Source organism: Pseudomonas citri, from assembly GCF_025336485.1.
Lineage (GTDB): Bacteria > Pseudomonadota > Gammaproteobacteria > Pseudomonadales > Pseudomonadaceae > Aquipseudomonas > Aquipseudomonas citri.
This window is the reverse complement of sequence record NZ_JAODAB010000043.1, coordinates 13,837-32,346: the sequence shown is the minus strand read 5'-3', so window position 1 is coordinate 32,346 and position 18,510 is coordinate 13,837. Positions and strand designations below refer to the sequence as shown.

The window sequence follows — 18,510 nt, the reverse complement described above, 5'->3', positions numbered from 1 at the left end:
AGGCCGACCTGGTGAAATCAAGGCCTGCCTGACGGCAGGCCGCTACCGGCCCGAACACAAAAAATCTGACAGTCCCTATGTAGTCATCGATGGAGCTAAGGATGGCTCTTAATGGGAAGTGCCCAGTTGGATCCTGGTTGGTCAACGGGTTCCCCAAACCATACCCATACGCATTCACCCCTCCCTCCCCAAACGGACTCAAACTGTCCGGACTGTTAAACCGCATCAACACCGGATTGAACGCCCGATACCCATTCCCCAACAAATAATGCCCGGTCACCGAATCCGGCCGTTCGCCGTTAAATCCAAGCAAACTGAGCAAGCCGTTTTCAGCCGGGCGATGACCGTAAGCTGTGTAGGCGAGAGGGTGGGGGCCAGATGCATCAAGGGCGTTCAATACCGAGCGCTGTTGGTCGGTCGCCAGCAGCGTGGTGTCGACCTTTGCGGACTCGCGCCGTAGTTGCGCCAACAGTTGGTCTTCGTGCTGGAAGACGCTGTGTTGGACCGCTCCCTGTATCTCGGTCGCCAATCGGCTTTTGCAATAAAAACGCTGGATGTGGGCTTCAGTGGCGGGCGCACAGTCGGTCAGGCGATCAAGTGGATCGTAGTGGTAGCGACACAGTACGGTTTCGCGAGGGCAGGTGGGCATACGCCGGGCTCCGTGCAAGGTCCGAAAATCCGGACCTTCAGCATCGGAGTTTTCCCCGCCGCTGCCTACTATCAGAACTGTTAGGAACCCTGTCCTTCGTTACGCAAGGCCGCAATGCGCCGGTCCTTCTCGGTCCAGAGCCGGTTGACCCAATCCTGCACATACTGGCGAAACACCGGGTCGTTTTCGTAATCGCCGCGCCACAGCGCCGGGTCCAGTTCGCGGGTCTGGATGTCGATGATGACCCGCGGCACCGCGCCGCTGAGCAGGTCCCAGAAGCCGGGAATCCGTTGTTGCGGATACACCACTGTCACGTCCAGCACGGCGTCCAGTTGTTCACCCATCGCCGCCAGCACGAACGCCACTCCGCCGGCCTTGGGCTTGAGCAGGTGGCTGAAGGGCGATGCTTGCTGTTGGTTTTTGGCGGCGCTGAAGCGCGTGCCTTCCAGGTAGTTCACCACGGTGACTGGTTGGCGCTTGAACAGCTCGCAGGCGGCCTTGGTGATTTCCAGGTCCTTGCCCGCCAGTTCCGGATTTTTCGCCAGGAACGCCTTGGTGTAGCGCTTCATGAACGGGTAGTCCAGTGCCCACCAGGCCAGTCCCAGGAACGGCACCCAGATCAGTTCTTTCTTGAGGAAGAACTTGAAAAACGGCGTGCGACGGTTGAGGGCCTGGATCAGGGCCGGGATGTCCACCCAGGACTGGTGGTTGCTGATCACCAGATAAGAAGTATCGCCACGTAAGCCTTCGCCACCGCGGATGTCCCAGCGAGTGGGAATGCACAGGGCGAAGATCAACTTGTCGATTTCGGCCCAGGTCTCGGCGATCCACATCACCGCCCAAGAGGCATAGTCGCGAAAACGCCCGGGCAGGACCAGCTTGAGCAGCGCGAACACCAGCAACGGCCCGAACAGCACCAGGGTGTTGAGCAACAACAGCAGCGTGACGAAACAGCCGGTGAGCAGGCGGCGCATAAACGACTCTTGCGAACGGGTGGGCGGGCCATGATAAGCAGCTTCGGGTGACAGGCCAAATCGGCTTGGACGAAAGTTTCACTTTGGCCCCGGTAGATTGGGAGCGTTTTTGTGGCGAGGGGATTTATCCCCGCTGGGCTGCGCAGCAGCCCTAAAGCAGTGAACTCAATCTCCCTGGCAGACCGTGTTGTCTGACTTGGGACTGCTTGCGCAGCCTAGCGGGGATAAATCCCCTCGCCACAGGTGCGCGATCGACCGAACGAATTCATGGGTCACGGTCTAAAAAACACCCAAACAGAGGAAGCCCTACCGCATGAAATCATTTCTCGCCCTGCTCTCCCTGGTGGCCTTGCCAGTGCTGGCCGCCGACCCGACCCTGTACGGGCGCTACGAATACATCGCGCTGCCGGAAATCGGCGGCGAGGTGCTCAAGGCCAAGATGGACACCGGCGCCCTGACCGCCTCGCTGTCTGCCAAGGACATCGAAATGTTCACCCGCGACGGCGATGACTGGGTACGCTTTCGCCTCGCCACCAAGGGCGCGAGCAACAAGGTCTACGAACACAAGATCGCCCGCATCAGCAAGATCAAGACGCGCTCCGAGGAAGACGAGGAAGACGACGAAAAAATCGCCCCCAGCAAGCGCCCGGTGGTGGAGCTGGAAATGTGCCTGGGCAACGTCAAGCGCACCGTGGAGGTCAACCTGACCGACCGCAGCAGTTTCAATTATCCGTTGTTGATCGGGGCCAAGGCGTTGCGCGAGTTCGGCGCGGCGGTGAACCCGGCGCGGCGGTTTACGGCGGATAAGCCGGAGTGCTGATTTTCCCTGATTGACGCGCTTCGAGCCTTGGGGCACCGTTCCGGCAACTTTACTGTCGGGCTCGCAAGCCATGCCTCATATTCTGATTGTCGAAGACGAAGCCGCTATCGCCGATACGCTGGTGTTTGCCCTGCAAGGGGAGGGCTTTGACACCACTTGGCTGAGCCTGGGCGCGGCCGCCCTCGATCACCAGAAAAGCACCCCGGCGGACCTGATCATCCTCGATGTGGGCCTGCCGGATATCAGCGGATTCGAGACTTGTAAAAATCTCAGACGTTTCAGCGACGTTCCGGTCATTTTTCTTACAGCCCGGGATGGCGAGATCGATCGGGTGGTGGGCCTGGAGATCGGCGCCGACGATTATGTGGTCAAGCCCTTCAGCCCGCGGGAAGTGGCGGCGCGGGTCCGGGCGATTCTCAAGCGGGTGGCGCCACGCCCGGTCGCGGAGCTGGGCTCGGCGTTGTTTCTGGTGGACCCCGACCGGGTTCAGATCAGCTACCGTGGCAAACCGCTGAACCTGACCCGCCACGAGTTTCGCTTGCTCAATTGCCTGCTGGAGCAACCTGAACGGGTGTTCAGTCGCGAACAATTGCTCGATGCCCTGGGCGTGGCCAGCGATGCGGGCTACGAGCGCAGCATCGACAGCCACATCAAGAGCGTGCGCGCCAAGTTGCGCCTGGTCCGCGCCGAGGCCGAGCCGATCCAGACCCATCGCGGCCTGGGCTACAGCTACAGCCCGGGGCACAGCTGATGTCGTTGGGGATCCGGATTTTCCTGGTGTATGTGCTGTTCATCGCCTTGACCGGTTATTTCGTGCTCAACACGGTGATGGAGGAGATCCGCCCCGGGGTGCGCCAGTCCACCGAGGAAACCCTGGTGGACACGGCCAACCTGATGGCCGAGATCCTGCGGGACGATTTCAAGGCCGGCACCCTCAACCAGAATCGCTGGCCACAACTGCTCAAGGCCTACGGCGAGCGCCAGCCGGCGGCGAAGATCTGGGGCCTGCCGAAGAACCAGGTCAACCATCGCATCTACGTCACGGATGCCAAGGGCATCGTGGTGCTCGACTCCAGCGGTACGGCGGTGGGCCAGGATTATTCCCGTTGGAACGACGTCTATCTGACCCTGCGCGGCCATTACGGGGCCCGCTCGACCCGCAGCAACCCGGATGACGCGACGTCTTCGGTGATGCACGTCGGCGCACCGATCCGCGACAACGGCCAGATCATCGGCGTGGTCACCGTCGCCAAGCCCAACAGCTCGTTGCAGCCTTATGTCGACCGCACCGAACGGCGCCTGCTGGCCTACGGGGCCGGGTTGATCGGCCTGGGCCTGTTGCTGGGCGCCTTGCTGTCGTGGTGGCTCAGCGCGGCGTTGCGCCGCCTGACCGCGTATGCCGAAGCCGTCAGCCAGGGGCGTCGGGTGGAGGTGCCGCATTATCGCGGCGGTGAGTTCGAGCAACTGGCCGGTGCGGTGGAGCACATGCGCACCCAGTTGGAAGGCAAGGCCTACGTCGAGCGCTACGTGCACACCCTGACTCATGAACTCAAAAGTCCACTGGCGGCGATTCGCGGGGCGGCCGAGTTACTGCAGGGCGACATGCCCAGCGCCCAGCGCCAGCGCTTTGTCGGCAACATCGACAGCGAAAGCGTGCGCATGCAGCAGTTGATCGAGCGTCTGCTCAACCTGGCCCAGGTCGAACAACGCCAGGGGCTGGAGGAGAACGTCGCTGTGCCGTTGGCCGGGTTGTTCGATGAGCTGCTGCAAGGTTGCGGCGGCCGGATCGAGCATCGGCAGTTGACGATCGAACAGCGCATCGCCCAGGACCTGGTGCTGACGGGCGAGCCGTTCCTGTTGCGCCAGGCCCTGGGTAATCTGCTGGAGAACGCCCTGGACTTCACACCGCCCGGTGGCAGCTTGCGTATCAGCGCCGAGCGCATCGGCAGCCGCATCGAAATCCGCCTGTTCAATCAGGCCGAGCCGATCCCTGACTACGCCCTGCCGCGCCTGAGCGAGCGTTTCTACTCCCTGCCGCGTCCGGACAGCGGCCGCAAGAGCACCGGCCTGGGGCTCAATTTCGTGGCGGAAGTGGTGCAGTTGCATGGGGGGGCGTTCACGATTGGCAATGTCGAGGGTGGGGTGGAAGTGGTGTTGCGGTTGCCCTGAAAAATATCGCTGTGCAATCTCCACACAATCTCCACATTCGCTCCATAACCCCGGCACACAGCCCTCCCAGACTCTCCTTCATTCGAACAGGGAGAGCCCCACATGAACCGCAGCCTCGCCATAAAACTGGGCATGATTGCCCTCTTGATTCTCTTGCTGATGATCCCGCTGTTGATGATCAACGGCGTCATCGACGAGCGCCAGGAACTGCGCGACGGTGTGTTGCAAGACATCGCCCGCAGTTCCAGCAACAGCCAGCAACTGGTCGGGCCGCTGCTGGTGGTGCCGTATCGTCGGGATGTGCGGGTATGGAACACCAATGAGAAGACCGGTGTGCGTTTCCAGGAAACGGTCGAGCAGCGCGGCGAGTTGTATTTCCTGCCGGAGCAATTCGAACTCGACGGCCAGGTCCGCACCGAAACCCGTGCCCGGGGGATCTACGAGGCACGGTTGTTCCATGCCGACAACCGCATCGACGGGCGCTTCAAGGTGCCCGAGAACTATGGCGTCGCATCCAAGGACCTCAGCAGTTACCACTTCGACGAGCCGTACCTGAGCGTGGGCATCAGTGACATTCGCGGCATCGAGAATGCGCTGGCCCTGACGCTGAACCAGAAGACCATCGATATCCTGCCCGGCTCGCGCGTCGGCTGGTTGGGACAAGGCGTGCATGTGCCGCTGCCGATGGTCACCGGCCAGGGCAGTGCGGACCTGACTTTCGGTTTCGACCTGCGCCTGCAAGGGACCGGCGAGTTGCAGATCCTGCCGGTGGGCAAGAGCAGTAAAGTGCATCTGGCCGCAGACTGGCCGCACCCGAGCTTCATCGGCAGCTACTTGCCAGTCAGTCGCGACATCAATGAGCAAGGCTTCAACGCCGATTGGCAGACGTCGTTCTTTTCCACCAACCTTGAGGAAGCGCTGCAAAACTGCCTGCCCAGCGACAACTGTGAAGAATTCCGCAGCCGCGCCTTCGGTGTGAGTTTCATCGACCCGGTGGACCAGTACCTCAAGAGCGACCGGGCGATCAAATATGCGCTGCTGTTCATTGCCCTGACCTTCGCCGGCTTCTTCCTCTTCGAGGTGCTCAAGAGCCTGGCGGTGCACCCGATCCAGTACGCGTTGGTGGGTGTGGCGCTGGCGTTCTTCTACCTGTTGCTGCTGTCGCTGTCGGAACACATCGGTTTTGCCCTGGCGTACCTGGCGTCGGCCAGCGCCTGTGTCGTGTTGATCGGCTTCTATGTCTGCCACGTGCTGCGCAGCGTCAGCCATGGCCTGGGCTTCTCGGCCGGGTTGGCGGCGTTGTACGCCTTGCTCTACGGGCTGTTGAGCGCCGAAGACTACGCGCTGTTGATGGGCTCGTTGCTGCTGTTCGGCCTGCTGGGCGCGTTCATGGTATTGACCCGCAAGCTGGACTGGTACGGTGTCGGGGCGAAGCCTGCCGCCGCAATGACCTTCGATCTGGGAGAAGTCAAATGAGCCGGTCGTTGGGGTTGCGGGAGGACCGGCAATTGCGTGAGGTGTTGGTGATGCAGATTGCCGGGTTGTTTCCTCGGGATCCGCTGCGCAGCTATCGCGGGCAAGCCATGCTCCCACAGCCCCTGCTCCCACAGGAGATGCTTTTACAATCCCTGCTCCCAAGGATTGCACCTGACCTGGGGGAGCAAAACCTGTGGGAGCAAGGCTTGCCCGCGATGAGGCCTGACCGGTCAGTGCAGTACTAAACCCTGGGCACCGTCTCGACCATCGACGGCCGCAAGCTCACCTCGGCAAACCACGCCGCCAATTGCGGGTTGGCCTTGCGCCAATTCAGGTCGGGATGGCGCAGGTCCAGGTAGCCCAGGGCGCAGGCCACGCTGATGGAGGCCACGTCGAAATGGCAGGCCAGTTCGGCAATCGCCTCGGCTTCGAGCACGCCCAGGGCGCGGCGGATCTTGTCCCGTTGTGCATCGAGCCATTCGTCCCAATGTTTCTCGGCGGGGCGCAGGGCGGTTTCGTAGCGGATCATCACCGCGGCATCCATGATCCCGTCGGCCAGGGAGGCCAGGGTCAGGCGCCGCCAGCGGGCTGCACCGTCGCGAGGGATCAGCGGGTTGCCGACATGCTGGTGGTCGAGGTAATCGAGGATGACGCGGCTGTCATGGATCACCGTCCCGTTGGCCAGGCGCAGGGCCGGGATCTTGCTCAACGGGTTGTCCTCGATGAGCGCCCGGTCCGGCTTGACCGGCGTGAGTTGGCTGAGCTGTAGCGCCACGCGGTCTTGCTGACCGGTTTCGTGCAGCAGCACCAGGACCTTGCGAACGAAGGGCGAGGCAGGGTTGTGGAACAACGTCATGCTGGGGGTGGACATGGCAACGTCTCGATCAGTGGGACTTGTTGCGCAGCATAGCGCGTTCATCGCTGTTCAAGGCAGGCGCGACCGAGCCTGCGCAAGCAGGCCCCACATGCCCAGCGCGCAGGGAATGCCCAGCCCGAGCCAACTCACGGCGTCCCACGGGCCATCGCCGAGCAAGGCGCTGAACAGCCCAGCGGCGCACAGGACGCCGATGGCCATGGGCATGCCGAACACTTTCCAGAAACTTGATTGCCGGGGCTTCACGAGACGGTCTCCATGCCGGTCGTTGCGCGTCTGGCGGCTTTACGCCGCACCTGCCACAGGTACACACCGCTGCCGAGGACGATAATGGTCAATACGTCGAGGACCGCCCAGAAAATCTGCATCGGCCGGCCGCCGTAGTCGCCGAAATGCAGCGGCAGCGACAGGCTCATGGCGTCCATGTACCACGGCCGTTCGGCCACGGCGGTGACGTCCAGGGTGCTGGCGTCGATCAGCACCGGCGTCAGCAAATGGGCAGTCAGGTGCGTGTTGCCCTTCATGAACACGCCATAGTGGTGCTCGCTGGAGAACAGCGTGCCGGGAAAAGCGATGAAGCTTGGCGCCATGCCCGACGCGGCGTCCCTGGCGATATCCAGCAAGCGGGTAGCGGGTGCCAGTTGCGTCAGCGGCGGGGTGTCGCGGTAAGGGGCGACCATGGCGCTGAGGCTGTCGTTGCGCCAGGCGCCGATGATCAGTTCGGCGCACGCGGCGATGACTCCGGTGACCCCTACGGTCAGTGCCCAGACCAGTGTGACCACGCCGATCAGGTTGTGCAGGTCGAGCCAGCGCAGGCGGGTGGATTTGTCCTGGCGCACGGTGGCGAATTTCAAGCGGCGCATGAACGGCAGGTACAAGACCACGCCGGAGATGATGGCGATCACGAACAACAACCCCATGAAGGCCAGCAACCATTTGCCTGGCAACCCGGCGAACAGGTCCACATGCAGGCGCAACATGACCATCATGAAACCACCGTTGGCCGAGGGCATTTCCAGGGCTTCGCCAGTGCGTGCGTCGAGCATGAAGGTGTGGGAGGCATTGGGTTCGGTGCCCGGCGTCGGCGCCATGATGGTGGTCACGCCGTTGGGCTCGTCATCATCCCAGCCAAAATACTGGACCACTTCGCCCGGGCGATGGGCCTTGGCTTTTTCCACCAGTTGTTGCAGGTCCAGCGGCGGGGTATCGACCGGCATTTCCCGCAGCTCCGGCGCATCGCCCAGCAGGTGCTCGATTTCATGATGGAAGATCAACGGCAGCCCGGTGATCGCCAGCATCAGCAGGAACACCGTGCAGATCAGGCTGGTCCAGGTGTGGACGAAGGACCAGCGGCGGATGGTTTTGCTTTTCATATCGATCCGAATGCGAAAGGGTGTGGCGAGGGGATAAATCCCCTCGCCACGAATGCCTCTTCAAAAGTGTGCGCAAGCTAACCGATCACCACTTGTAATTCACACTCGCGACGACGTTGCGTTGGTCGCCGTAGTAGCAATAGAAACCGTCGCAGGTGGACAGATAGTCCTTGTTGAAAATGTTTTTCGCATCCACCGCCACCGACACACCCTTGAGGGTCTTGCTCAAGCGCCCCAGGTCGTAATGGACCGAGGCGTCATACACGGTGTAGGAGCCGACGTGGCCCCAGTCGGTGTTGGTGGTGTTGCCATAGGTGTCGCCGACGTACCGCACGCCCGCGCCCACGCCAAAGCCGTCCAACGGGCCGTTGTGCCAGGTGTAGTCGGCCCAGGCGGTGGTCTGGTGGCGTGGCACCTGGGCCATGCGCTTGCCGGTCTCGGCGGCGGCACCCTTGGTGATTTCGCTGTCGTTGTAGGTGTAGGAGCCCATCAGCTTCAGGTTGTCGCTGATGTCGCCGGAGGCCTCCAGTTCCAGGCCGCGCACCTGCACTTCGCCGACTTGGCGGGTGATGCTGTTTTCGGTGACCGAGGTGTTTTTCTGGGTCAGGTCGAACACCGCCGCCGTCAGCAGGGCCTTGGTGCCGGGTGGCTGGTACTTGATACCGGCTTCGTACTGTTCGCCTTCGGTCGGCTTGAACGCGTCGGTGCTGTTGACGGTTGAACCGTTCGCGGCCTGGAACGATTGGGCGAAGGAAACGTACGGTGTCACGCCGTTATCGAAGACGTAGCTCAGCGCCGCGTTGCCGCTGAACTTCTTGTCGCGCTGGGTGTTCGTCGCTTCGTTCTGGTTGTGGAAAACGGTGCCGGTGTGAATCCAGTCTTCCCGCCCGCCGAGGGTCAGGCGCCAGTTGTCCAGGGCGATCTGGTCCTGCATGTAGAGACCGGTCTGGTGGGTCTTCTGGTTGTAGTCGTACATGTCGAACCACTGGACATTGGAGAAGTCCTGCCCATAAGTCGGGTTGTGGATGTTGCTGGTCGGCACACCGGTCGAACCCCACTTCCAGCGGGCATTGCTGTTGGAGCGCTGATGGTCCAGGCCCAGCAATAACGTGTGACTCAAGGCGCCGGTCTGGAAGTCGGCCTGGAAGTTGTTGTCCACGGCGAATTGGCTGATGTCTTCGTCAACGATGCTGGCGCTGCGCTTCACGGTGCCGTCGGCGCTCACGGCGGTGTCCGGACCGTCCGGCCAGAACGACCCGCCAGCGGAAATGCCCTGGAACGACAAGTCGCTCTTGGTGTAGCGCAAGTTCTGGCGGAACTGCCAGGTGTCGTCGAAACGGTGTTCAAAGGCATAGCCGAGCGCGTAGTAGGTGCGGTCGTAGAACTCCCAGTCCGGGTCGCCCAGGTTCTTGTGGTGCGAAATCTTGCCCGCTGGCGAGGAGAGCCTGGTGCCTTGCAGCGGCAGGAATTGCCCGGTGATGCCGGTGTCGTCGCGGGTGTACTGGGACAGGAAGGTCAGCCGGGTGTCGTCGTTGATGTTCCAGGTCAGGCTCGGCGCGAGGTTGTAGCGCTTGTCCGGGATGTGATCGACCTGGGAATTACTGTCGCGCACGGTGCCGCTGAGTCGGTAGAGAAACTGGCCGTCGTCATCGACCTTGCCGGTGCTGTCGATGTTGATCTGCTTGTGTTCGTAGCTGCCGGCTTGCAACTCGACCTCGTGGCTGCTTTCGGCCTGCGGACGACGGCTGACCATGTCCAGCAGGCCGCCGGGGGGAGTCTGGCCATACACCGACGAGGCCGGACCGCGCAGCACGGCGATGCGCTCAAGATTCCACGGTTCGATTTTCGGCGTGACGTAGTTGCCCTTGGGCAGGGGCAAGCCATCGAGGAACTGGGTCGGCACGAAGCCGCGCACCAGTAACCAGTCGTTGCGCGAGTCCGAGCCGTAGCCGCTGCTTTGCACGCCGGCGGTGTAGCGCAGGGCGTCGTTGAGGTTGAGGACGGAGCGGTCTTCCATCTGCTGGCGGGTGACCACCGAGACCGAACGCGGCAGTTCGACGATCGGCGTGTCGGTCTTGGTACCGGCGGCGGTGCGGGTGGCGACGTAGCCCTCGGTCGGGCCCCAGGCGGTTTCGCTGGTGCCGCTGCCAATCACGTTGGTTTGCGGCAGTTCCATGACCCCTTCAGGGATGGCCATCAGGCTGTAGGTGCCGGCGCTGCCCTGTTGCAGTTGCAGGCCGGTACCGCGCAGGGCTTCGCGCAATGCGCCGGTGGCGTCGAACTGGCCTTGCACCGGTGCCGAAGTCTTGCCCGAAGCCAGGGCCGGATTCAGGCTCAAGGCGAGACCGGCCTGGCTGGCGATCTGGTTCAGGGTGCTGGCCAGGGGCGCGGCGGGCAGGTTGTAGGTGCGCACGCTGGAAGCTTGTTCGGCCGCCCACAACGAGCCGCTGGTCAACGGGGCGGCGAAGGCGATGGCAACGGCCAACAGGCTGGGGCGCAACAGGGTGTCTAGCGGGCGGGACATTCGGTGGCTCCTGGATGGAAATGTTTCTCAATTGCCTGGAGGCCGGATGAAAATTGGAAAGTGATAGGGCTGGATGAAAATAATTCTCAGGTTCAGGGTTTGGTTGCGGTCCGGGGCTTCACCACCACCCACCAGCGGGTGTGATGCTCGACCTGCACCGGCAAGGTCGGCAGCAACGCCGCCAGGGCCAGGTCGGTGTCGTGCAGCGGGAAACTGCCGGTGATGCGCAGGTCCGCCACGTGTGGCTCGACGCCCAGGTAGCCGCGCCGATAGCGGCCCACTTCATGGACCAGGTCTTCGAGACGGACGTTGTCCACCACCAGCATGCCGCGGGTCCAGGCATCGGCGCCGGGGCTCAGGGCCAGCGTCGGGCCGAGGCCGTCGCGGCGCATGAGCACCTGCTGGCCCTCGCGCAGGATCTGTTCGTGCTCCGTGGCCTGTGGGTGTGCCGCCACGGCTGACTGCAATACGCTCAGGCGCGTGCCTTGATCCTCGCGCTTGACCAGGAACCGCGTGCCAAGGGCACGCAGGCTGCCTTCGCGGGTCTCGACGATGAACGGGCGTGGATCGTTATGGCCGGTTTCCACCAGGATCTCGCCTTCCTGCAAGACGATACGTCGCTGCTTTTTATCGAAACGCACGTCCAGCGCGCTGTGGGTGTTGAGGTTGATCAGCGTGCCGTCGGCCAGGCGCAGGGTGCGTTGCTCGCCGGTGGCGGTGCGCTGGTCGGCCAGCCAGTAATCCAGCGGCAGGTAGCGATTGCCGGCGAACAGCGCCAGGCCGATCACCGCAACGACACTGGCCAGGCCGGTACCCAGCTTGCGCCCCCGGCGTCGGATGCTCACCCGCGTCTGCAACAGCGCGGTCCGTGCCGGCCCGCTGGCGACACTGAAACGCTGATCGAGCATCCCCAGTTGCCGCCAGGCCCGGGCGTGTTCTTCATCGGCGGCATGCCACTGGGCGAACGCTTCGCGCTCCTGTGGGCTATCGCCACCGCCATCCAGCGACAACTGCCAGGCGATGGCGGCCTCCAGCACCCTGGCCGAAACCGGTTTGGACAGCGCCGCGTTCATGTCGGCTCACCATAGAGTGCGACGTAGCACTGGCGCAGGCCCTGGGCCAGGTATTGCCGCACGCGCGGCACAGAAACTCCCAGGCGCTCGGCGATCTGGGCATGGCCCAGGCCGTCGAGGCGGTTGTAGAGAAACGCCTTGCGGGCCTTGCTGGAGAGTTTGCCGAGCAGCCGATCGATGTGCTTGAGGTCTTCGAGGATCATTTGCTGTTCTTCCACCGAGGGTTGCTCGGCCTCGGGGATCAGCATCAGTTCGGTGAGGTACGCCTGCTCCAGAGCCGCGCGACGAAAGTAATCGAACAGCAGCCCTTTGGCGATCGCCACCAGGAATGCCCGCGGCTCGCGTGGCGCCGCCAGTTCCTGGCGACCCAGCAGGCGCACGAAGGTGTCCTGGCTCAAGTCCTCGGCGCGCTGCGCACAGGCCACGTTGCGCCGCAGCCACGCCAATAGCCAGGCGCGATGGTCGCGGTACAACGCGCCGACTAAATCACTGTGGGAACTGGGGGCTGACGACACGGCGCATCACCGATGTGTTAGGTAACGAGAATTGTTCGCGATTGTGTCAGAGGCGAGGGAAGGAAAGCAATTGGCATTGGTCGGAGCCCGATCCATGTGGGAGCAAGGTTTGCCCGCGATGCAGGCGACTCGGTCAGTCTGTCAATCCCAGGCGATGCTATCGCGGGCAAGCCTTGCTCCCACAGGTGACCCCTTGATTTAGAACGAATGCGCCTGCTGGCGCCGCTTCCACTGCCCCAGGCGCTGTTGCAGGGCCAGCGGGCTGTCGATCTGTTGCTGGCGGGCGCGGCTGAACAGGATCAAGGCCAACTCGGCCGTGGCCAGGGCATCGGCGCTGGCGTTGTGGCGGTCGAAAACCTGTAGTTTGAACCAGTCGATCCACTCATCCAGGCCGGCCTTGCGCAGCGGGGCTTGGGGGCAAAGCATGGGGGCGAGGTCGGCCACGTCCAGGAAGGCATGCTGCAAGCGATAACCCAACTCATCCTTGAGCGCCCGCCCGAGCATGTGGGCGTCGAATGGTGCGTGGAAGGCCAGCAATGGACTGTCGCCCACGAATTCCATGAACGCCAGGAGTGCTTCGGCCGGGTCGCTGCCGGCGGCAATCGCACTCGGCGCCAGGCCATGGATCAGCACGCTCGGCCCGAGCTTTTGCTGATCGCATTGCAAGGTGCGCTCGAACTGCTGGCTGAAATCGATCGCGCCGTCTTCGATCACCACCGCGCCAATGGACAGCACCTGGTCCTTGTTCAGATGCAAGCCGGTGGTTTCCAGGTCCACCACCACCCAGCGTTGCGCCCGCAGGCTGGTTTCGCTCAAGGGCGAAGGTGCGGGCAGACGTTCCAGACGCTGCTGCAACGCCAGGGGCAACATCAGAGGGGCCGGGCGCAGCCAGGAAAACAGGTTCACAACTGATACCTCAGCGTCAGGCTGCTTTGCAGGCGTTGGGCCTGGCGCAGGGACTCGCGCAGGATACGCCGGTCCAGATGATTGAGGCTGTCGGGGTCGACGCGGTTGGAGTACGGCAGGTTCTCGCGGGTTTGCCGTTGGTGTTGTTGCATGCGGGTCTGCTGGATGAAGTGATAGGCCTCTTCATAAGCGGCGCCGTCGAGCGGTTCGATCACTTCCTTCACCACCAGTTGCCGCAGGCGCTCCAAAGTATTGATGGCGCTGATACCACTGGCCAGTGCCAGCAGGCGGGCACCGTCGACGAAGGGCGTCAGGCCTTGCACCTTCAGGTCGAGGGTGGCTTTTTCGCCATTCTTGCGGCTCAGCACGAAATCCCTGAAGCGTCCCACGGGCGGGCGATGGCGCAGGGCGTTGTCGGCCATCATGCGCTGGAACAGGCGATTGTCGGCCACCTGGTCGAGGATCTGCCGGCGCAACTGCTCGCAGCCGCGTTCATCGCCCCAGACCACCCGCAGGTCGAAATAGATGCTCGAGCCGAGCAGGTTTTCCGGGGTCGCCTCGCGGATGAACGCCGCGAAGCGTCGGGACCATTCGGCCCGGGACAGGCACAGCTCGGGGTTGCCGGCCATGATGTTGCCCTTGCACAACGTGAAGCCGCACAGCGCCAGGCTCTGGTTGATCTGCTGGGCGATGGGCAACAGCAGGCCGCGGATCTGTGCGGCCTCGGCGGCATCGCGGGCCTCGAACAGAATGCCGTTGTCCTGGTCGGTGTGCAGGGTCTGCTCGCGCCGGCCTGCGCTGCCAAAACACAGCCAACTGAACGGCACGCCAGGGTCGCCCTTGTCGGCCAGGGTCAGTTCGATGACCCGGCACACGGTATGGTCATTGAGCAAGGTGATGATGTGGGTGATCTGGGTCGACGACGCCCCGTGGGCCAGCATGCGTTCCACCAGTTGGCCGATCTCGCCGCGCAGGCTCACCAGGTTCTCGACCCGTGGGGCGCTGCGAATGGTTCGGGCCAGGTGCACCAGGTCGACGCGTTGCAGGGAAAACAGGTCGCGCTCCGACACCACGCCACACAAGCGCTGCTCCTTGACCAGGCAGACGTGGGCAATGTGGCGTTCGGTCATGGCGATGGCCGCATCGAAGGCGCTGTGGTCCGGCGTGAGATAGAACGGTGCCTGGGTCATGTGGGCCGCGATGGGTTGGGAAAAGTCCCCGGTGCCTTCGGCCACGACGTGCCGCAGGTCGCGCAGGGTAAAGATCCCCATCGGAGTTTTCTGTTCGTTCACCACCACGATGCTGCCGACCTGCTGCTCGTGCATCAGTTTTACGGCTTCGCGCAAGGGCGTCTCGGGGCTGCAACTGACCGGATGACGCATCGCCAGTTCACCCAGGCGCGTATTGAGCGAGTACTGGGTGCCGAGGGTTTGCGCGGATTTTTGCTGGACTTGCTGGTTGACCTGGTCGAGCAGGCTGCTGACCCCGCGCAGGGCAAAGTCGCGGAACGGCCCGGACAAGGCGAACAGCTTGATGAAAGCCTGCTTGTTCAGTTGCAGGCAGAAGGTGTCCTCGCCGGCGCGGTGCTCGGTACGCGTGGCCCGCTCGCCCAGCAGCGCGGCCAGGGGAAAACACTCGCCGGTGGTGATTTCAAACGTGGTCTCGGTACCGCCCTTGGCCGAGTGCGGACGCTCGCCCACCACCCGGCCTTGCTTGACGATGTAAAAGTGTTCCACCGGGCCATCGGCCGGTTTGATGATGGTTTCGCCTGGTGCATAGAAGCGCAGCAGGCATTGCTCCACCAGATAGGCCAGGTGGGCGTTTTCCATCTGGTTGAACGGCGGAAAGCGCTGGAGAAACTGCAGCGTACCCTGGATGTTCTGCAACACCGCAGTTTTCCCTGCCTGGATGAAGGCGTCCGCTTTTTTCATAACCATGGTGCAATCTTTTTCGAATTGTTGTGGTCGGATCTGTTCCCATGGTCGGCTTCAGCGCGCGGAGTGCCCATTGGACGTAAGTCTAGGTCGCGGGAAAGCGCTTGCGGTTGCGGCAAAATCCTACATCCGTTGGTGGAAAAGTCTTCACTGAACGGACTTGGAAAAAAATCCGACGAAGTGCACATTGAAGCGCACCCGAACGATGTCTGACCACTGTGCCAGGGGATCGATTTAAAGAACCGTAGAGAGCACCATGTCCGATCACGATATTTTGAGTGACGCCGAGCGCGAGGCGTTGAGTGCCGTCATGCTGGAGCCTGACCTGCCGCAGCAGCGCGTCTTGATCGTCGACGACGACAAAGACGCTCGCGAGCTGCTGTCGGAGATTTTGGCGCTGGACGGGATTCGTTGCATGACCGCGGCCAGTGGCGAAACGGCACTCAAGATGCTGGAAACCAAACCATCGATCGGCCTGCTGATCACCGACCTGCGCATGGGCCATGTCGATGGCCTGGAACTGGTTCGCCTGGTTCGCGAGTCGGAGCGGGCGGCCCTGCCGATCATCATCGTGTCCGGCGACGCCGACGTGAAGGACGCCATTGAGGCCATGCACCTGAGCGTGGTGGACTTTTTGCTCAAGCCGATCGATACGGAAAAGCTGCTGGGGCTGGTCAAGCGGGAGTTGGGGATGGATCTCTAAAGCGGTGAGCTGTTATGCAAACACAAAGGCCCTGATCGTAAGATCAGGGCCTCCTTATTTATCGCTACCGCTCAATCACAATCCATTGGCCGCCTTGAACTCGCGGCGCCGACGGTGCAGCACCGGCTCGGTGTAGCCGTTCGGCTGTTTGGTGCCTTCGATCACCAGCTCGACCGCTGCCTGGAAGGCGATGTTGCGGTCGAAGTCCGGCGCCAGCGGACGGTACAGCGGATCGTTGGCGTTCTGGCGGTCCACCACTGGCGCCATGCGCTTGAGGCTTTCCATCACCTGGTCCTGGGTGACGATGCCGTGGCGCAGCCAGTTGGCGATGTGCTGGCTGGAAATACGCAGCGTCGCACGGTCTTCCATCAGGCCGACGTCGTTGATGTCCGGCACCTTGGAGCAGCCCACGCCCTGATCGATCCAGCGCACCACGTAGCCGAGGATGCCCTGGGCGTTGTTGTCCAGTTCGTGCTTGATCTGTTCCGGTGTCCAGCTCGGGTTGACGGCCAGCGGGATGGTCAGGATGTCATCCACCGAAGCCCGCGCGCGCTTGGTCAGTTCGGCCTGGCGGGCGAACACGTCGACCTTGTGATAGTGCAACGTGTGCAGCGCGGCGGCGGTCGGCGAGGGAACCCACGCGGTGTTGGCGCCGGCCATCGGGTGGGCGATTTTCTGTTCGAGCATCGCCGCCATCAGGTCGGGCATGGCCCACATGCCCTTGCCGATCTGCGCACGACCCTGCAGGCCGGTGCTCAGGCCGATGTCCACGTTCCAGTTCTCGTACGCGGCGATCCATTTCTCGGCCTTCATGTCGGCCTTGCGCACCATCGGCCCGGCTTCCATGGAGGTGTGGATTTCGTCGCCGGTGCGGTCCAGGAAACCGGTGTTGATGAACACCACGCGCTCGCTGGCAGCCTTGATGCAGGCCTTGAGGTTGACCGTGGTTCGGCGTTCCTCGTCCATGATCCCGACCTTGAGGGTATTGCGCGGCAGGTTCAGCACGTCTTCGACGCGACCGAACAGCTCGTTGGTGAACGCCGCTTCTTCCGGGCCGTGCATCTTCGGCTTGACGATGTACACCGAGCCGGTACGGCTGTTGCGGCGCGACGTGTTGCCGTTGAGGCTGTGGATCGCCGCCAGGCTGGTGACCAGGCCATCGAGGATGCCTTCCGGCACTTCGTTACCGTGTTTATCGAGGATCGCATCGATGGTCATCAGGTGACCGACGTTGCGCACGAACAGCAGTGAGCGACCGTGCAGCGTCAGGCTCGAACCGTCGACAGCGGTATAGGCGCGGTCGGCGTTCATGGTACGGGTGAATGTCTGGCCGCCCTTGGCGACTTGTTCCGACAGGTCGCCCTTCATCAGGCCGAGCCAGTTGCGATAGATCACCACCTTGTCGTCGGCATCGACGGCGGCGACCGAGTCTTCGCAGTCCATGATGGTGGTCAGCGCGGCTTCCATCAGGATGTCTTTGACGCCGGCAGCGTCGGTCTGGCCGACCGGGCTGCTGGCGTCGACCTGGATCTCGAAATGCAGGCCGTTGTGCTTGAGCAGCACGGCCGCCGGCGCCGAGGTGTCGCCTTGGAAACCGATCAACTGGCCATCGTCACGCAAGCCGCTGTTGCTGCCGCCCTTGAGGGTGACCACCAGCTTGCCGTCGACGATTTTATAAGCGCTGGAGTCGACATGGGAGCCGGCCGCCAGCGGGGCCGCTTCGTCGAGGAAGGCGCGGGCGAAGGCAATGACCTTGTCACCGCGGACCTTGTTGTAGCCTTTGCCTTTTTCCGCGCCATCGGCTTCGCTGATGGCGTCGGTACCGTACAGCGCGTCATACAGCGAGCCCCAGCGGGCGTTGGAGGCGTTGAGGGCGAAGCGGGCATTCATCACCGGCACCACCAACTGCGGGCCGGCCATGCGGGCGATCTCGTCGTCGACGTTTTGCGTCGTAGCCTGGAAATCCGCCGCTTCTGGCAGCAGATAACCGATGTATTGCAGGAAGGCTTTGTAAGCCACGGCGTCATGGGCCTGGCCGGCGCGTGCCTGGTGCCAGGCGTCGATGCGCGCCTGGAAATCGTCGCGTTTGGCGAGTAGGGCTTTGTTCTTCGGCGCCAGGTCGTGAATGACCTTGTCGGCACCGGCCCAGAACGCGTCGGCGGTGAGGCCGGTTCCGGGAATGGCTTCGTTATTCACGAAGTCGAACAGGACTTTGGCGACCTGAAGGCCACCGACTTGAACGTGTTCAGTCATTGCTTGCCTCACTCTGCTCAGCTATTTCGCTTTTCAGCTCTTCGATTTTGACAATGAAGCTTCGGGCCTTTTTTAAACCACAAACCCATTACCAGTACATGCCATCGCTGGCGGCTGGGTGCTCAAGCCTTGCTGACGAGGCTTCAGGGGTGCGACAGGGCCTTGGGCAGACATCGGTACAACGGTGCATTGCAATTATGTAGTGCGCGCTGCGGCATACTACATGAACAGTTGCGGTTGTGAAAATTAGACTAATTACGTCGTTCC

The 18,510-nt window shown here is 62.6% G+C and carries 16 protein-coding genes; 5 read left to right on the top strand and 11 right to left on the bottom strand.

Translation table 11 applies throughout. The features are described from left to right. On the bottom strand, positions 1 to 649 hold a 649-nt coding region (locus tag N4Q37_RS27055; protein ID WP_260963249.1), incomplete at its 3' end, for an RHS repeat-associated core domain-containing protein. An 80-nt stretch (positions 650 to 729) separates the two neighbouring features. Continuing rightward, a complete protein-coding gene (locus N4Q37_RS27050) occupies positions 730 to 1,623 on the bottom strand; it encodes an acyltransferase (RefSeq protein ID WP_260963248.1) in 894 nt (297 codons plus the stop codon). A gap of 313 nt (positions 1,624 to 1,936) precedes the next feature. Between N4Q37_RS27050 and rloA2 the strand changes: the two genes are divergently transcribed. The 4 genes from rloA2 to creD all read left to right on the top strand — a co-directional run bounded on the left by rloA2 (position 1,937) and on the right by creD (position 6,088). Next, positions 1,937 to 2,443, top strand: a complete 507-nt coding sequence (gene rloA2, locus N4Q37_RS27045; protein WP_260963247.1) for a retropepsin-like aspartic peptidase RloA2 — start codon at positions 1,937 to 1,939, stop codon at positions 2,441 to 2,443. Positions 2,444 to 2,513: 70 nt separating this feature from the next. Then, positions 2,514 to 3,194: a two-component system response regulator CreB gene (creB, locus tag N4Q37_RS27040; protein WP_260963246.1), complete on the top strand. Its 681-nt coding sequence runs from the start codon at positions 2,514 to 2,516 to the stop codon at positions 3,192 to 3,194. Continuing rightward, positions 3,194 to 4,612: a two-component system sensor histidine kinase CreC gene (gene creC, locus N4Q37_RS27035; protein ID WP_260963245.1), complete on the top strand. Its 1,419-nt coding sequence runs from the start codon at positions 3,194 to 3,196 to the stop codon at positions 4,610 to 4,612. Before creB ends, creC begins: the two co-directional genes overlap by 1 nt. 102 nt (positions 4,613 to 4,714) lie before the next feature. Next, complete coding sequence (gene creD, locus N4Q37_RS27030) at positions 4,715 to 6,088, top strand: cell envelope integrity protein CreD (RefSeq protein ID WP_260963244.1); 1,374 nt, start codon at positions 4,715 to 4,717, stop codon at positions 6,086 to 6,088. A 241-nt stretch (positions 6,089 to 6,329) separates the two neighbouring features. On the opposite strand, the gene N4Q37_RS27025 is transcribed toward creD, so the two are convergent. From N4Q37_RS27025 to N4Q37_RS26990, 8 genes are all read right to left on the bottom strand, one after another. Beyond that, on the bottom strand, positions 6,330 to 6,959 hold the full coding sequence (locus N4Q37_RS27025; protein WP_260963243.1) for a glutathione S-transferase: 630 nt from the start codon (positions 6,957 to 6,959) through the stop codon (positions 6,330 to 6,332). A 54-nt stretch (positions 6,960 to 7,013) separates the two neighbouring features. After that, positions 7,014 to 7,208, bottom strand: coding sequence for a hypothetical protein (locus N4Q37_RS27020; RefSeq protein ID WP_260963242.1), 195 nt, complete (start codon positions 7,206 to 7,208; stop codon positions 7,014 to 7,016). Then, entirely contained in the window at positions 7,205 to 8,335 is a 1,131-nt protein-coding gene (locus N4Q37_RS27015) for a PepSY-associated TM helix domain-containing protein (RefSeq protein WP_260963241.1), read from the bottom strand. Before N4Q37_RS27015 ends, N4Q37_RS27020 begins: the two co-directional genes overlap by 4 nt. A gap of 85 nt (positions 8,336 to 8,420) precedes the next feature. Beyond that, the gene (locus tag N4Q37_RS27010) at positions 8,421 to 10,859 is read right to left on the bottom strand and encodes a TonB-dependent siderophore receptor (RefSeq protein ID WP_260963240.1); all 2,439 of its coding nucleotides are present in this window, start codon (positions 10,857 to 10,859) and stop codon (positions 8,421 to 8,423) included. A 92-nt stretch (positions 10,860 to 10,951) separates the two neighbouring features. Continuing rightward, positions 10,952 to 11,932, bottom strand: a complete 981-nt coding sequence (locus N4Q37_RS27005) for a FecR domain-containing protein (protein WP_260963239.1) — start codon at positions 11,930 to 11,932, stop codon at positions 10,952 to 10,954. Then, the gene (locus N4Q37_RS27000; protein WP_260963238.1) at positions 11,929 to 12,447 is read right to left on the bottom strand and encodes an RNA polymerase sigma factor; all 519 of its coding nucleotides are present in this window, start codon (positions 12,445 to 12,447) and stop codon (positions 11,929 to 11,931) included. Before N4Q37_RS27000 ends, N4Q37_RS27005 begins: the two co-directional genes overlap by 4 nt. Before the next feature lie 198 nt (positions 12,448 to 12,645). Further along, a complete protein-coding gene (locus N4Q37_RS26995) occupies positions 12,646 to 13,353 on the bottom strand; it encodes a 3'-5' exonuclease (protein ID WP_260963237.1) in 708 nt (235 codons plus the stop codon). Next, positions 13,350 to 15,290: a putative nucleotidyltransferase substrate binding domain-containing protein gene (locus N4Q37_RS26990; protein ID WP_260963236.1), complete on the bottom strand. Its 1,941-nt coding sequence runs from the start codon at positions 15,288 to 15,290 to the stop codon at positions 13,350 to 13,352. The genes N4Q37_RS26995 and N4Q37_RS26990 overlap by 4 nt, the downstream gene beginning before the upstream one ends. A gap of 253 nt (positions 15,291 to 15,543) precedes the next feature. Here N4Q37_RS26990 and N4Q37_RS26985 point away from each other — a divergent pair, with 253 nt between their 5' ends. Further along, positions 15,544 to 15,990 (top strand): response regulator, encoded by a 447-nt coding sequence (locus N4Q37_RS26985; RefSeq protein WP_260963235.1) that lies wholly within the window; start codon positions 15,544 to 15,546, stop codon positions 15,988 to 15,990. 75 nt (positions 15,991 to 16,065) lie between these two features. Here N4Q37_RS26985 and N4Q37_RS26980 read toward each other — a convergent pair whose 3' ends face one another. Next, on the bottom strand, positions 16,066 to 18,243 hold the full coding sequence (locus N4Q37_RS26980) for a malate synthase G (protein WP_260963234.1): 2,178 nt from the start codon (positions 18,241 to 18,243) through the stop codon (positions 16,066 to 16,068). Positions 18,244 to 18,510 lie beyond the last annotated feature (267 nt).